The organism is Allorhizobium sonneratiae, from assembly GCF_023700755.1.
GTDB classification, from domain to species: domain Bacteria; phylum Pseudomonadota; class Alphaproteobacteria; order Rhizobiales; family Rhizobiaceae; genus Allorhizobium; species Allorhizobium sonneratiae.
The window spans coordinates 545632-559572 of sequence record NZ_JAMKOJ010000001.1 but is presented as its reverse complement, the minus strand read 5'-3'; the positions used below and the strand labels follow the sequence as shown (position 1 = coordinate 559572).

Annotated in this window: 16 protein-coding genes; 11 read left to right on the top strand and 5 right to left on the bottom strand. The window is 57.2% G+C overall.

From position 1 onward, the window contains the following. The first annotated feature begins 49 nt into the window (after positions 1–49). On the top strand, positions 50–916 hold the full coding sequence (locus NAC44_RS02470; protein WP_250937438.1) for an MBL fold metallo-hydrolase: 867 nt from the start codon (positions 50–52) through the stop codon (positions 914–916). On the opposite strand, the gene NAC44_RS02465 is transcribed toward NAC44_RS02470, so the two are convergent. Next, complete coding sequence (locus NAC44_RS02465) at positions 906–1484, bottom strand: GNAT family N-acetyltransferase (RefSeq protein ID WP_338022052.1); 579 nt, start codon at positions 1482–1484, stop codon at positions 906–908. The two genes, NAC44_RS02470 and NAC44_RS02465, sit on opposite strands and share 11 nt — an antisense overlap. Positions 1485–1762: 278 nt before the next feature. Here NAC44_RS02465 and NAC44_RS02460 point away from each other — a divergent pair, with 278 nt between their 5' ends. After that, positions 1763–2761: a glutathione S-transferase family protein gene (locus NAC44_RS02460; RefSeq protein ID WP_250937435.1), complete on the top strand. Its 999-nt coding sequence runs from the start codon at positions 1763–1765 to the stop codon at positions 2759–2761. On the opposite strand, the gene NAC44_RS02455 is transcribed toward NAC44_RS02460, so the two are convergent. Next, positions 2743–3267 (bottom strand): NUDIX domain-containing protein, encoded by a 525-nt coding sequence (locus tag NAC44_RS02455; RefSeq protein ID WP_420839839.1) that lies wholly within the window; start codon positions 3265–3267, stop codon positions 2743–2745. The genes NAC44_RS02460 and NAC44_RS02455 overlap by 19 nt on opposite strands. A 21-nt stretch (positions 3268–3288) precedes the next feature. On the opposite strand from NAC44_RS02455, the gene NAC44_RS02450 reads away from it, so the two are divergent. Continuing rightward, entirely contained in the window at positions 3289–4194 is a 906-nt protein-coding gene (locus NAC44_RS02450) for a metallophosphoesterase family protein (RefSeq protein ID WP_250937434.1), read from the top strand. Position 4195: 1 nt separating this feature from the next. Here the strand turns inward: NAC44_RS02450 and NAC44_RS02445 are convergent, their stop codons facing one another. Further along, positions 4196–5542, bottom strand: a complete 1347-nt coding sequence (locus NAC44_RS02445; protein ID WP_250937432.1) for an HD-GYP domain-containing protein — start codon at positions 5540–5542, stop codon at positions 4196–4198. A 190-nt stretch (positions 5543–5732) separates the two neighbouring features. Here NAC44_RS02445 and NAC44_RS02440 point away from each other — a divergent pair, with 190 nt between their 5' ends. After that, positions 5733–6314 (top strand): ATP-dependent Clp protease proteolytic subunit, encoded by a 582-nt coding sequence (locus NAC44_RS02440; RefSeq protein ID WP_250937430.1) that lies wholly within the window; start codon positions 5733–5735, stop codon positions 6312–6314. A gap of 57 nt (positions 6315–6371) precedes the next feature. On the opposite strand, the gene NAC44_RS02435 is transcribed toward NAC44_RS02440, so the two are convergent. Together NAC44_RS02435 and NAC44_RS02430 are read right to left on the bottom strand one after the other, a co-directional pair. Continuing rightward, the gene (locus NAC44_RS02435; protein ID WP_250937429.1) at positions 6372–7007 is read right to left on the bottom strand and encodes an NrsF family protein; all 636 of its coding nucleotides are present in this window, start codon (positions 7005–7007) and stop codon (positions 6372–6374) included. Continuing rightward, positions 6994–7560: a sigma-70 family RNA polymerase sigma factor gene (locus NAC44_RS02430; RefSeq protein ID WP_250937427.1), complete on the bottom strand. Its 567-nt coding sequence runs from the start codon at positions 7558–7560 to the stop codon at positions 6994–6996. The genes NAC44_RS02435 and NAC44_RS02430 overlap by 14 nt, the downstream gene beginning before the upstream one ends. Before the next feature lie 189 nt (positions 7561–7749). Here NAC44_RS02430 and NAC44_RS02425 point away from each other — a divergent pair, with 189 nt between their 5' ends. The 7 genes from NAC44_RS02425 to NAC44_RS02395 all read left to right on the top strand — a co-directional run bounded on the left by NAC44_RS02425 (position 7750) and on the right by NAC44_RS02395 (position 13656). After that, positions 7750–8022 (top strand): BufA1 family periplasmic bufferin-type metallophore, encoded by a 273-nt coding sequence (locus NAC44_RS02425; protein WP_250937425.1) that lies wholly within the window; start codon positions 7750–7752, stop codon positions 8020–8022. A gap of 20 nt (positions 8023–8042) precedes the next feature. After that, on the top strand, positions 8043–8324 hold the full coding sequence (locus NAC44_RS02420; RefSeq protein ID WP_250937424.1) for a BufA1 family periplasmic bufferin-type metallophore: 282 nt from the start codon (positions 8043–8045) through the stop codon (positions 8322–8324). Between the two features lie 243 nt (positions 8325–8567). After that, a complete protein-coding gene (gene bufB, locus NAC44_RS02415) occupies positions 8568–9437 on the top strand; it encodes an MNIO family bufferin maturase (protein WP_250937422.1) in 870 nt (289 codons plus the stop codon). Between the two features lie 8 nt (positions 9438–9445). Next, positions 9446–10201, top strand: coding sequence for an HvfC/BufC N-terminal domain-containing protein (locus tag NAC44_RS02410; protein WP_250937420.1), 756 nt, complete (start codon positions 9446–9448; stop codon positions 10199–10201). A 12-nt stretch (positions 10202–10213) separates the two neighbouring features. Then, entirely contained in the window at positions 10214–10663 is a 450-nt protein-coding gene (locus NAC44_RS02405; protein ID WP_250937419.1) for a DoxX family protein, read from the top strand. Positions 10664–10987: 324 nt separating this feature from the next. Then, positions 10988–12700 carry a 2-isopropylmalate synthase gene (leuA, locus tag NAC44_RS02400; protein ID WP_250937417.1) on the top strand — a complete coding sequence of 571 codons (1713 nt, stop codon included), beginning with the start codon at positions 10988–10990 and terminating at the stop codon, positions 12698–12700. A 479-nt stretch (positions 12701–13179) separates the two neighbouring features. Further along, the gene (locus tag NAC44_RS02395) at positions 13180–13656 is read left to right on the top strand and encodes a hypothetical protein (RefSeq protein WP_250937415.1); all 477 of its coding nucleotides are present in this window, start codon (positions 13180–13182) and stop codon (positions 13654–13656) included. Positions 13657–13941 lie beyond the last annotated feature (285 nt).

Genomic DNA, 13941 nt, shown 5'->3' with positions numbered 1-13941 from the left:
CAAAATGGGGGTGCCGAATGTTCAGCCCCTCAACTATGAGGAACTCTTTATGGATCAAACATTGCAGCCAGCCGCTCCAGCGCCTTTTCGCCTGATCATGGGCGAGACAGACATCTTTGCCTTTTCAGATGGCACCCTGTCTGCGCCAGTCGGCAATCTTTACCGCCTTGAAAGCTCGGAGCCGACGCCGGAGCGCTTTCCCGAGGCCCCGACAGAACTCTCCGTCAATGTCTTTCTGGTGAAAAGCGCCGGGCGTCTGGTGCTGATCGATACCGGATCGGGTGCTCTGTTCGGCCCCGATCATGGCAAGCTGCGCGATGGCCTTGCCGCACTCGCCATTCAGCCGGAAGCCATCGGTGACATCATTCTCACCCATATCCACGCCGATCATAGTGGTGGACTGATGATCGACGGCAAGCAGGTTTTCCCCAACGCCACGCTGCATCTCGGCCGGACCGAGGCCGATTTCTGGCTGTCACCGGGGGCGGCAGACGCGCCAAACGCAACGGAGCGGCTGAAAGGCCAGATCGCCCGCGCCCATGCGATGATCGACCCTTATCAAAACGCTGGTCAGGTGAAGCTCTTTGCCGATGAAGGCGAGATCATCCCCGGTTTCAGCGCCAGCCTTCGGGCCGGCCACACCCCCGGCCATTTGACGATCTTTTATAAAGAAGGTCACGACACCATCGCCTTTGTCGGCGACATCGTCCATGGCGACACGGTGCAGTTCAAAAACCCGGCGGTCACCATCGATTTCGATTATGATCAGAAAAATGCCGCGCACTCGCGCGCCATCTGTTTTGCGGAAGCTGCCGATCAGGGCTTCACCATTGCCGGTGTGCATATCCCCTTCCCCGGCCTGGGCAAGGTGACACGTGAAGGAGATGGTTACCGCTTCGAGCCGGTCAACCGTTAACGACTTTCAGCGGCGGCTCATAAAAATCCTGATCCGCCGCCTCTTCGCTCTCGCCGGTGTAACGCTTGTGATCGCTCCACTGGATCACACCCCTCAGCCGCGCATGCACATCATCGGCAAGCGGCACGACCAGAACCCGGTTGGCATCGACGGGGCCGGGGAAATCCAGCGCCTTATAGGCAACCTTCTCGAAACCGAGCGGCATATAATAGGGCGGATCGCCGATCAGGATCACCGCCTCAGAGCCCTTGCGCCGCGCCGCCTCAATGGCAATGCGCACCAGTTCACGGCCAATGCCCCGGTTCTTGTGCGAGGGCCGGACCGCAAGCGGCCCCAGCAAATGCCCCATAACTTCACCAGCCTTCACCGGCGTCATCCGCACAGAGGCAATGGTTTCGCCGTCATCGGCACAGATGAAGGAGAGCGTGCGGTCATGCGGACCCTGTTCGCGAATGCGCGCCGCCGCCCGGGTAAACCGCCCCGGCCCGAAAGCCTCTTCGTTGATGAGTTCGATAACCGCGTCGTGGGACGCATCTTCAGTGAGATAGACCAGATCGTGCTTGTGCATGAGCGCCAGAACCGTATTGCGAATGAGCCATGATGATCCACCGCCGTGACAGGCGGGTGAAAGAAGCATCAGCGTCGTCGCAGGTTCCGCATAAGCATGGTGGCAACATGTCCTTTTCGAGATCGTGATTGCTTATCAGCAAAAAAATCCGCCGTAAAGAGTGCATCTGCACTGCTGGAAAGTTTTCAAAACGGCATCGGGACACAGTGTTCACCGCGCAGCACTCGCCTTTTTCGCTCCCACTCATATATGGTGAGGATAACGAAAGGAGAATGGTCATGGGTATGCTTGTCGACGGCGTCTGGCAGGATGTGTGGTACGATACAAAATCGACGAAAGGCCGGTTTCAGCGTTCCAACGCCGCCTTTCGCAATTTTATCACCGAGGATGGCGCGGCAGGACCGAGCGGCACGGACGGGTTCAAAGCCGAGGCTGGCCGCTATCATCTCTATGTCTCGCTTGCCTGTCCCTGGGCGCATCGCACGCTGATCTTTCGTCAGCTGAAACAGCTTGCGGATCTGATCCCGGTCTCTGTCGTGCATCCGCTGATGCTGGAAAACGGCTGGACTTTTCAGCAGGAAGACGGCGCCACCGGCGACAGCCTTTATGGGCAGGATTATCTCTGGCAGATCTATCTGAAGGCCGATCCCACCTATAGCGGCCGCGTCACCGTGCCGGTTCTGTGGGACAAAAAGCGCCAGACCATCGTTTCGAATGAATCCGCCGAGATCATCCGCATGTTCAACAGCGCCTTCAACGACCTGACCGGCAACAGGCTGGATTTTTACCCGCAAGACCTGCGCGAAGAAATCGACCAGCTCAACAGCCGCATCTATGACCGGGTGAACAATGGCGTCTACAAGGCCGGTTTTGCCACCACGCAAGCGGCCTATGAAGAGGCCGTGACACCGCTTTTCGACACGCTGGACTGGCTGGAAGAACGGCTGTCACGTCAACGCTATCTCTGCGGCGAGCGCGTGAGCGAAGCCGACTGGCGGCTCTTTACCACCCTTGTCCGCTTCGATCCGGTCTATGTCGGCCATTTCAAATGCAATATTCGCCGCATTGCCGATTATCCGGCGCTTTCTGCCTATCTGCGTGACCTCTATCAGGTACCGGGTGTGGCCGGGACGGTGAATTTCACCCATATCAAGCGCCATTATTACGGCAGCCACAAGACCATCAACCCGACCGGCGTCATTCCAGTTGGCCCGGTTATGGATCTGATGGCCCCGCATCACCGCGACACGCTCAAAACCTACCAGACATCGGCATAGGGCCCGCCACGGGCAAGTTCATCCAGACGGCGGCGTGTGGCCGCCGTCAGCCCGTCCGGCAATTGATCGAGAGCAAAGAAACCACTTTCGGCAATTTCATGATCCGGCGGGCGCGGCACCGTCTGACGCACATCGACCCGATAGAGCAGAACGTGATCGCGCTTTGTCGCCGAAAGATTGAGGAAGCTTTGCAACAGGGCGGGTGCACCCAGCACCTCCAGATTGCCCTCCTCACGCAACTCCTTTACCAGGGCCTGAAACGCTGTTTCTCCAACCTCGACACCGCCCCCCGGCAGATACCATCCGGCAAGATAGGTATGGCGCACCAGAAAAATCCGGCCCTCTTCATCGAAACAGGCCGCGCGAACCCCAAGCGTCATCCCGCGTGAAAAACGGAAATAGACATGCAGCAAGCGGATGATGGCGCGTTTGACAGGATTCACGCTGCATTCTCCCTTAAAACCATTGTGAGCGCGGGACACGCTCTCATCATTGCTCCCTCTCATCCTATGGTATAGACAGGGCGCATGTTCAAGCTCGCGCATATATCCGATATTCACCTTGGTCCTCTGCCGCGGCTGACCTGGCGCGAATTGGCGTCCAAGCGCATCACCGGCTATCTGAACTGGCATAGCAACCGCCGTCGCCACATGGTGGGCGGCACGCTGGAAACACTGGTTGAGGCGATGCGCCAGCACAATCCAGACCATCTGGCTGTGACCGGCGATCTGGTCAATCTGGCCACGGGTCTGGAAATCAGCCGCGCCGCCAGCTGGCTGGAGGCGTTGGGCGCACCGGAAGACACCAGCGTCGTGCCGGGCAATCACGACGCCTATGTGCCGGGTGCCCATGAAAAGACAATGCGCGCCTGGTATGATTATGTCCGTGGCGATGACGATCCATCCCATTATGTGAAAGCGCACAGGCTGTGGCCCACGCAGCGGCGACGCGGGCCGGTGGCGCTGATCGGCTGCTCGACCTCGGTGGCCACCCCCCCTTTTTCCGCCAGCGGCTATTTCGGCCCGCGACAGGCGCGAGAAACCGCCGAAGCGCTGAAACAGGCAGGCAGGGACGGGTTGTTTAGAGTGGTGATGATTCATCACCCGCCAATCCGCGGCGCAACGGCTCAGCACAAGCGGATGATCGGCATTCGCCGCTTTGCCGCCGCCCTCTCCGTCGGGGGAGCGGAGCTGGTGCTGCATGGCCACACCCATCTCAATACGCTGAACTGGCTTACCACCCGCCGTGGCCGCATACCGGTGATCGGCATTGCCTCGGCCAGCCAGGGACCGGGCGGCAAGAAACCACCGGCGGCTTTCAACCTCTTCGAGATTTCGGGCAAAAGCGGCGCATGGTCGCTGACATGGGAACGGCATAGCCTCACGGCGGATGCAAGCGGCGTCACGCTCGATCATCACCAGACGCTGTTATAATTCAAGCCGCGATCAGATCGGCCTTTTCCAGCGCCTGTTCAAGGGCGCGAATGCAGAGCGGATCATGGCTTGCGCCTGCCCCTTCCCAGAGAATGGCCAGCGCCTTTTTCACCGGCATGGCAGCGCGATAAGGCCGCTCCGCCGTCAGTGCATCGAAGACATCGGCGGTGGAGACGATGCGTGTCTCGAAGGAGATCTCATCGCCTTTCAGCCCGCGCGGATAGCCCTTGCCATCGAGTCGCTCGTGATGGGCCCCACCGATCCGGGCAAGATCGGCAAAGGCACTGACGCGGGAAAGAATCTGTTCGGAAAATTCGGCATGGCGGCGCATCAGCGCCCATTCGCTCTCATCAAGCTTGCCCGGCTTGTCGAGAACGGTGTTGGACACACCGAGCTTGCCGATATCATGCAACAGCGCTGCCCGTTTCAGCCGCCGCCGTGCCAGCGGCTCCATGCCCATTTGCTCGGCAATCATATCGGTAAACAACGCCACCCGGTCGCTATGGCCGGACGTAAAAGGACTTTTGGCATCGATGACCCTGGCGAAACCGGCAGCGATGTCATCGAGGTAATCCTCATCGGCAAGGATGGCCTGATGACCTGGCTCTTCGCCCAGAACAATGCTTTCCAGATCCTCTGACGCCAATGTCCGCCAGAAGAGCGGACTGACGGAGACGGACAGGAAAGCATCGACCACGGCGGGATCGAACCAGCCGCCGCGCCGGCTGGTGATTTCGCCAATCGCCGCCTCTGACCCGCCGGTCATGAAAAACACATCCGCCACCTGGGCCAGAAGCGCGATACGGGCAAAAAGATGAATGGTATCGCCTTTGCTGCGGCTGGGCAGACCGCCGCCATTATAATGCTCATCGAGATCGCGAATGCCAAAGGCCACATCTTGCGAAAAGCGCATCTGCCGGGCGATGTCCGCCCCGCGCTGACAACGGGTCTGGATCAGTTCGAGACTGGCCTGACCACCGTTTTTCATCACCGACATCACGGTGCGCAGCCGCTCCACCATGCCGGTTTGCGTTCCGGCATTGGCCAGAATGAAGCGGATCACCTGGGAAAAGCTGCCATCGACAACCTTGTAATTGCGCTTGAAGGCAATGTCGTCGCTGACATACAATTCGCAGATGCGCGCCGCATTGCTGGAGCAGCCAAGATCCTTCAGCAACAGCGTGTAATAGAGATCGTGCAGCGCCTGTTCACCAAGCCCCATCGCACGCCCCACCGCCGTGCCGATGTAACAGCAGCGGATACAATGGCCCGGCGGCTGCCCCTCCGTCATGTCGAGGGCATGGCTCAAGGCTTCGACGATTTCAGCAAGACGGATGCGCGACGGCATGGAGACCTCTTTTTTCCACTTATAAATGCGCCCGGTTAACAGCTCGTTTTCCGTTTTTCTAAACAACGCCCTATTCCGGCACCGGCTCCACAATCATTCGCCGCCAGCCTCCTTGTGTTTTTCGCGCATTGTTTTAAGCCTTGGAAAGCACTATGTGCGGATAAGATAAACTGAAGTGAGGAATTGCCGCATGAACGAAGAAGACGACGACAAGAGCAAGGAACTGCCGCTCGGCAAGGAAACGGAAGCGAATCTTTTCAAGTCGCGTTCGATCTTCATCTATGGCGGGATCACCCAGGAACTGGCACAGAAGGTCTGCACCCAGCTCGTGGCGCTGGCCGCGGCAAGCGACGAAGACATCCGTGTTTATGTCAACTCCCCCGGCGGCCATGTCGAATCGGGCGATTCGATCCATGACATGATCAAGTTCATCAAGCCGAAGGTCTTTATCATTGGCACCGGCTGGGTCGCCTCCGCTGGCGCGCTGATATACGCCGCAGCGCCGAAGGAACAGCGGCTTTGCCTGCCCAATACCCGCTTCCTGCTGCATCAACCGTCCGGCGGCACGCGCGGCATGGCCTCCGACATTGAAATCCAGGCCAAGGAAATCATCAAGATGAACAAGCGCCTGATCAAGATCTTCGCCAAGGCCACCGGCCAGCTCGAAGAAAAGATCGCCAAGGACATCGATCGCGATTACTGGCTCTCGGCCGAAGAAGCCAAGGATTACGGTCTGGTTGGCCGCATCATCGAAAGCCAGTCGGAAATCTGATCCGCCTGCCATACGGAAACCTGAAAGGCCCTGACGGTATCCGTCGGGGCCTTTTTCCTACCAACGCAGAAGTTTACGCCCGAGACCATAGCCAATGAGCGTCACGAGGGTGATGGCAATGCCATACCAGGTGGCGAGGAAAAACGGGCTGTCATCCGGGCAATGCCAGGCATAGATGGCCGCGGCAATGCCGCCGGCCGCAAGCCCAGCCGCCGCCCCGGCCAGCCCCGGATTTTCCGGCGCACCGTGTTTCAAGGCGAAGAGAAAGCCGAAAAGCGGTGCCAGCGACAGCACCGGCACGAAAAACACACAGAAGGCGGCATTATGGCCAAGCCAATGGCTGAACCATTGTCCCTCCGGCACCATGGCCATTTCCATGGCAACGGCCAGAATGAGAAGGCAAAGCGGAAGAAGCAGACACAGGCCGAAAGCACGCAACGGAACGCCCGGCTTACCGATGCGAAACACCACACAGCTTGCCGTCATTGCCAGAAGCAACGTCACCACGATCTTGAACGGCACGCGCACGGTCTCGAGTGCCGCCTCCAAATGCGGACGAAGACCGATGGTGACCAACATGACACAAGCCGAAAACAGGATCGCGGGCACAAGCGCCAGAGCCAGCCGCCGTCCAAGCCGCATGTGAACGGGCGTATCCTGCGTCAGGAGCGTGATCAAATCATCCGTTTTCATTGACATCACTCCGATAGATCGTCGCCAGCGCTTTGAGCGCCCGATGCAAGGCGACGCGCACCGCGCCTTCACTCATATGCAGCCGCGCCGCCGTTTCCTTCACCCCTGCCCCCATCAGCGAAATCGAGCGGACGATATCACGCTGCGGTTCCTTCAAGTGCTCCAGCATCCGCTCCACATCCAGCGAACCGGTTACATCGGCGTCAACCTCCGCAGCCAGCGTTGCTGCCACATCCTCGATCGGGATTTCCACCCGCCGCCCGCGCCGGCGCAGACTGTCGATCAGCTTGTTGCGCACAATCACCGTCAGCCAGGGGCCGATGGGTCGCGCGGGGTCCCAGGTGCCGCGTTTGAGATGAATGGCAAGCAGCACATCCTGCACCACATCTTCCACCTCACTTGCTGATGCGCCGAACTGATCGCAACGTCGCCGCGCCATGGCGCGCAGATGCGGCGTGACCGACACCAGAAAATGCTGATAGGCCTGCTGGTCGCCCCTCACGGCAGCCCGCATCCACTCTGCCCAGTCATGTTCACGTTCTAAATAGGTCACGTCAGAATGACTTACGATCCACAGGACGGATTTGTTACAGCGCGAAACGATATTTTTGCAGCACCGGCATGAATGACAGGATTATACGGTTCAATCAAATTTTTCTTTGCCGCCCTGTAACAAAGGCGGCGAGTGCTGCGTAGCCTCGGATGTCAGCCAATCACGGCGACCATTCGAGGAGATCATTCCATGAAAAGCAGCATCGTCACTCTTGCGCTTGCCGGTTCTCTCGCCTCCGCTCTGGCAGCGGTTGCCACCCCCGCCTCCGCCGCCGATATGACGGGCAAGGAAAAATGCTACGGCGTGGCCCTGAAGGGCCAGAACGACTGCGCCGCAGGCAGCCATGACTGCGCTGGTCATTCGACCAAGGATTACGATCCGGCTTCCTTCAAGCTCGTGCCCAAGGGCACCTGCCTGTCGATCAAGACGCCGCATGGCCACGGCATGTTGACATCGATGTAACCCGATCCCCGGAGACCAACATGATCAGAACCTCAGCCCTGCTTGCCGCTTCGCTGAGCGCAGCGCTTGCCGCAGGTGCCGCGACCACAGCACAGGCCGCCGATCAGGCCATGGAAAAATGCTATGGCGTGGCGTTAAAAGGCCAGAACGATTGCGCCGCAGGCCCCGGCACCACCTGTGCCGGCACCTCGAAAATCGACTATCAGCAAAACGCCTGGAAGCTCGTGCCCAAAGGAAGCTGCGAAAGCATCAAGACGCCAAACGGCCACGGTACCCTGACACAAGGGTCCGCCCCCGCCTGAGGCGTATTTCAAACCACCGCAAAGACCGGACAGAGTGACTGAAAACCCCGCCGGTTTTCACGAAAACTCTGCCAAAGCCAATCCGCAGCCCGTTTGCGGAAACGCTCATCCTTTGCCGCAAACTGGCCGATGGCGTCCGACAAGGCCGATGAAAATGCCAGACCATCTGGCGCATCGTCAACAGACGCCCTCGGCCACGCAAGATGAGACACACGCTGCTATCAAAACCCAAGGAGACCGGTGATGAAAACCTCAACTCTTCCTGCTCAAGCCGGGACCGGTTTCAAACCGGAGCATTTTCGCGAGATCATTTCGCACAAACAGCCGGTCGGTTTTTTTGAGATCCACGCGGAAAACTATATGGGTGCAGGCGGTCCACCTCATGCTCAACTCGGCAGATTGCGCGCCGATTATGCGCTGTCCATTCATGGTGTCGGGCTGTCCATCGGCTCGATGCAGCCGCTCGATCAGGACCATCTTGCAAGGCTGAAGGCGCTATGCGACCGCTATCAACCGGAAAGCTTTTCCGAACATCTCGCCTGGTCTTCCCATGACACGGTGTTTCTCAACGATCTCCTGCCTTTGCCCTATACGGAAGAAACGCTGCGCCATGTGAGCGACCATATCGACGAGGTGCAGAGCAGTCTGAAGCGGCAGATGCTTCTGGAAAATCCGGCAACCTACGTCACCTTTCGCCAAAGCACGCTGGAAGAGGTGGATTTTCTTACCGAACTCACGAAGCGCACAGGCTGCGGTCTGCTTCTCGACATCAACAATGTCTTCGTCGCCGCCACCAATCACCGGCTCGACCCGCATGCCTATCTCAGCCGCTTTCCGCTGGAGCATGTGCGGGAAATCCATCTGAGCGGCCATTCCGAAACTGTAGATGATCACGGCGCCCCTCTTTTGATCGACAGCCATGACACGCCGGTCAAAGACCCGGTCTGGGCCCTCTATAGGTCGGTTCTTTCCCATACCGGACCTTTGGCAACCCTGATCGAATGGGACAATGACGTCCCGGCATGGTCCGTGCTTCTGGCAGAAGCACAAGCCGCCGAAACCTTGCTCCGCCAATCCGCCACCGGACAGTTCTCCCGGCACAAGGTGGCGTGAGGCAAGCCATGTCCAGCAAAAGTCAGAGAGATTTTGCCACTGCCCTGAACGATCGCGAAGCGCCGTTGCCCGAAGGTGTTGTCGCCTGGAACGATCAAGCCCCCATCCGGCGATTTGCCGTTTACCGCAACAATGTCACGGCTGGCTTACAGAAGGCGGTCGCCAGCCGTTTTCCGGTCGCACAGAAACTCGTGGGCGAGGATTTTTTTGCCGCCATGGCCCATGAATTCATCACGCGCCATCCGCCACGCTCACCATTGCTGCTGCATTACGGCGCAGATTTTCCGGCCTTTGCCGAACACTTTCCACCGGCGCAATCCGTGCCCTATCTCGCCGATGTCATGCGGCTGGAAAATGCGCGCATCGAAGCCTATCACGCTGAAGACCGTGCACCGCTCGACCCCTCACGTCTGGCAGACGTGGATCCCGAAACGCTGGCAGAACTCCATTTCACCTTACATCCTTCTGCTCGCCTTCTGTCATCGCCCTACCCTATAGTGACCATCTGGGCGATGAACAGCGAAGAGAATGGTGATGCCTCTCTCGAAGACTGGACAGGTGAATCGGCCCTTGTCATCCGGCCACAAATGCAGGTTGAGGTCATGCGTCTGCCACCTGGCGGCGCGACCTTTCTCCAGACCCTGCAGCACGGTGCCCCGCTGGGCGCGGCCGTGGAAACAGCCTTCGCCAATCATGCCGGTTTCAATCTGACCGCCAATCTCACCGGTGCGCTGCAAAGCGGCGTTTTCACCGATTTTTCCTGAAAAGAGGCCATTATGCCCACCTATCCCCCTCTCACACGCTTTGCCAACAGTGTCACGGATATGATGAACCGCATTCCCCATGATCTGATCGCGCTGATTGCCCGGCTGTCGATTGCCGGTGTGTTCTGGCGATCCGGCGAAACCAAGGTCAATGGCTGGCATGTCACCGATTCGGCCGTCTATCTGTTCCAGACGGAATACCGCCTGCCGCTGATCGATCCGTGGCTGGCGGCCCATATGGCGGCAATTGCCGAACATCTCTTCCCCGCCCTGCTGGTCATTGGCCTGATGAGCCGTCTTTCAGCGCTGGCGCTTCTGGGAATGACTTTGGTTATTGAAATTTTCGTCTATCCCGATGCCTGGCCAACCCATGGTACCTGGGCGGCCTGTTTCCTGATCGTCATGGCAAAAGGTCCAGGACGGGTCTCGCTCGACCATCTGCTCCTCGGCAAAAGCGCGTAATTTTTCTCTCAAGCGAGGCTTGTCAAGCCTGACCCGCCTCTCTATAAAATCCGCATGACGAACAGAGCCATGACCATGACGGAATTTTTTGCAAGGAGCGCCATGGGCGAGCCTTCAAGACATCATGGTGGCCTCTCGCTTCTTAGCCTCGACCTTACTGGCGGTTGCCGGGTCCGTTGAGGAGCGCCCGGCGGCCGGGTTGAGCCGTTTGGCGATTGCTCCTCAAAATTTCTCCATAACCTGTAGATTGATTCCATCTGTCATGGGCTTGCAACCTGTGGATCGCTATAAGCCGGACAGATCAGGCAAGAGACGAGAGCGACGATGCAAAATTCCAGAACCATCAAGTCGGGCATGAAAGACGCCGCCCAGAAATACCGCCCCTATCCGCAGATCGATATTGCTGACCGGACCTGGCCATCGAAAACCATCACAAAAGCGCCGATCTGGTGTTCGGTGGACCTGCGCGACGGTAACCAGTCGCTGGTCAACCCCATGGGCCACGACCGCAAGGCCCGCATGTTCCAGCTCCTGCTCGACATGGGCTTCAAGGAAATCGAGATCGGCTTTCCCTCTGCCTCGCAGACCGATTTCGACTTTGCCCGCTGGTGCGTCGAAAACGGTAATGTGCCGGAAGACGTGTCGCTTCAGGTGCTGGTGCAATGCCGCCCGGAACTGATCACCCGCACCTTTGAAGCATTGGAAGGTGCAAACCAGCCGATCATCCATTTTTACAACTCCACCAGCGAATTGCAGCGCCGCGTGGTGTTCGGCAAGGACGTGGCAGGCATCAAGCAGATTGCCGTGGATGCGGCGAAAATGATCACCGATATGGCCGCGAAAGCCGGTGGTGGTTACCGCTTCGAATATTCGCCCGAAAGCTTTACCGGCACCGAGCTGGAGGTGGCGCTCGACATCTGCAACGCCGTGATTGCCGAAATCAGGCCGACCGCCGACAACAAGCTGATCCTCAACCTGCCCTCCACCGTGGAAATGGCCACACCCAACATCTATGCCGACCAGATCGAATGGATGTGCCGCAACATCGACAACCGCGAAAACGTCATCATCTCGCTGCATCCGCATAATGACCGCGGCACCGGCATTGCCGCCACCGAGCTTGGCCTGATGGCGGGCGCCGACCGGGTGGAAGGTACGCTGTTCGGCAATGGCGAGCGCACCGGCAATGTCGATGTCGTGACGCTGGCGCTCAACATGTATACGCAAGGCGTCGATCCGGAACTCGACTGCACCGACATCGAGCGGATCAAGGCCGTCTACGAATATTCCAACGAAATGGTTATTCCCGAGCGCCATCCTTATGTCGGCGAACTGGTCTATACCGCCTTTTCCGGCTCGCATCAGGATGCGATCAACAAGGGCATGAAGGCGATCAAACAGTCCAATACCGGCTTGTGGGAAGTGCCCTATCTGCCAATCGATCCGCAGGATGTCGGGCGCACCTATGAGGCGATCATCCGCATCAATTCGCAATCCGGCAAGGGCGGCATCGCCTATATCCTGCAACAGGATTACGGCATCAACCTGCCGCGCGGCATGCAGGTGGAATTCCGCGAGGAGATCCAGCGCATCACCGACGAGGAAGGCGTGGAACTGCCATCGAAACGCATCCATGACCGCTTTCTCGACCGCTATGTCGATCAGCCGCAGGGACGGTTGAAATTCGTCGATCACCACACCTATCCTGATCCGGCTGTCAAAGGCATGCGCATCGTCGCTGCCGAAATCACCGATCAAGGTGAAACCAAACGCATCGAAGGCAAAGGCACCGGCCCGATTGACGGTTTCGTCGATGCACTCTCCACCTATCTCGGCTTTTCGCTTTCGGTGCGCGATTATTCCGAACACTCGCTGCAGCACGGCTCCAATGCCGCGGCCATCGCCTATGTCGAGATGGAGCATCCCGACGGCGTGCTGTTCGGTGCTGGCATCAACAAGAATATCGTCACGGCCTCGCTGGAAGCCATCGTCTCGGCAGCAAACCGGGTGCTGGAGGCGAGATCAGCGCATCAGTGAGAAGACAAAGTTCAGGTTCAAGGTCAGGGTCGCCGACCCTGACCATCGCCATTCGCCCTTCTGGCGCGAGGACAAGCACCATGACAGCGCCGCGCATTTCTCATCACAGAACGGCGCTGTAGTGGTTTTATACTGACATTTGCATCCCATTTGCGGAACGGTCGAGAGCAAATGTCTCAATCAAACGGCGATGCCCTGACAGGTTCAGATTGAACCAGACCGTTTGTCGCAAAGACACCGTCAGATTTTCCCTTAAAATTTATAGTATTGTTAGAACGACTTTATTTGGTATTTTCAATAAAATCCCAGATTGCATTATTTACATTATATGCATCCAAGGTAGTATTTACACGCGGTCCACAACTTCATTATGGCAATATAAACCATATAAATAATGCTGAATCGCACAATAAATTACCATTGACACCATCAAAGCCAAATTCATTCAAGAAATTCAGGCGACATAGAAAGACAAGACCATGAATAAATACGGTAAAAAGCATTACACTGCAAAATATACCACTTTTGCATCGGCAGTGACCATTCTGATGGGACTGTTCGCCTCATCGCAAGCATTTGCGGGTGAAGTCAAGCTGGCAAGCCCGGATGTTGCGGCAAAAGCTTGCAAAGAAAACAAAATGGGGCAGTGGGATATTTCCTATATCATCGGCAAGGGTGGCATTGCACAATGGGGACCGGGATATGGCTGCAAGCAATCTCCCGTACCCGCCGATTTCAGTGGGGTCGGAAATGCAATCAATGCAGAGGGCGCCACAGTGACGCTCGAAGCCAGTGATGCTGCAATGCAGTTTTGCAAGTCGAAAAAAATGGGACAGTGGGATATTGCCTATATCACCGGCAAGGGTGGCGTCGCACAATGGGGACCGGGATATGGTTGCAAGCAATCTCCCGTACCCGCCGAATTCAGTGGAGTCGGTGACGCCTTGACCAAATAATTTTTTTATAGACGCTCTGCATGATTAAAAATCCTGCAGAGCGTTTTATTGTATAGAAAAATACGGATAGCGCGAAAATACAATAATCAAGATGACACTTCAGATAAAAAATGGGGTGACGATCTCATAAAACCACACATAAAATCAAATTAAACACGTTGCTTAATCATCTTTTATATCCAAAAATATTATAATTTTAAATTTATTTCATTATATTTTAATTTCAAATCTGCCTGCACGAAGAAACCAGCTTTCCATTTTCTACAGTGCCGTGCGCCAAATATG

Bases quoted from the DNA above. Each gene is read 5' to 3' on its own strand.
- NAC44_RS02420 (WP_250937424.1), top strand. From the start codon at position 8,043: ATGATCAGAACCTCAGCCCTGCTTGCCGCTTCGCTGAGCGCAGCGCTT.
- leuA (WP_250937417.1), top strand. From the start codon at position 10,988: ATGCAAAATTCCAGAACCATCAAGTCGGGCATGAAAGACGCCGCCCAG.
- NAC44_RS02465 (WP_338022052.1), bottom strand. From the start codon at position 1,484: ATGCACAAGCACGATCTGGTCTATCTCACTGAAGATGCGTCCCACGAC.
- NAC44_RS02410 (WP_250937420.1), top strand. From the start codon at position 9,446: ATGTCCAGCAAAAGTCAGAGAGATTTTGCCACTGCCCTGAACGATCGC.
- NAC44_RS02455 (WP_420839839.1), bottom strand. From the start codon at position 3,267: ATGAGAGGGAGCAATGATGAGAGCGTGTCCCGCGCTCACAATGGTTTT.
- NAC44_RS02405 (WP_250937419.1), top strand. From the start codon at position 10,214: ATGCCCACCTATCCCCCTCTCACACGCTTTGCCAACAGTGTCACGGAT.
- NAC44_RS02450 (WP_250937434.1), top strand. From the start codon at position 3,289: ATGTTCAAGCTCGCGCATATATCCGATATTCACCTTGGTCCTCTGCCG.
- NAC44_RS02460 (WP_250937435.1), top strand. From the start codon at position 1,763: ATGGGTATGCTTGTCGACGGCGTCTGGCAGGATGTGTGGTACGATACA.
- NAC44_RS02395 (WP_250937415.1), top strand. From the start codon at position 13,180: ATGAATAAATACGGTAAAAAGCATTACACTGCAAAATATACCACTTTT.
- NAC44_RS02440 (WP_250937430.1), top strand. From the start codon at position 5,733: ATGAACGAAGAAGACGACGACAAGAGCAAGGAACTGCCGCTCGGCAAG.
- NAC44_RS02445 (WP_250937432.1), bottom strand. From the start codon at position 5,542: ATGCCGTCGCGCATCCGTCTTGCTGAAATCGTCGAAGCCTTGAGCCAT.
- NAC44_RS02425 (WP_250937425.1), top strand. From the start codon at position 7,750: ATGAAAAGCAGCATCGTCACTCTTGCGCTTGCCGGTTCTCTCGCCTCC.
- bufB (WP_250937422.1), top strand. From the start codon at position 8,568: ATGAAAACCTCAACTCTTCCTGCTCAAGCCGGGACCGGTTTCAAACCG.
- NAC44_RS02470 (WP_250937438.1), top strand. From the start codon at position 50: ATGGATCAAACATTGCAGCCAGCCGCTCCAGCGCCTTTTCGCCTGATC.
- NAC44_RS02435 (WP_250937429.1), bottom strand. From the start codon at position 7,007: ATGAAAACGGATGATTTGATCACGCTCCTGACGCAGGATACGCCCGTT.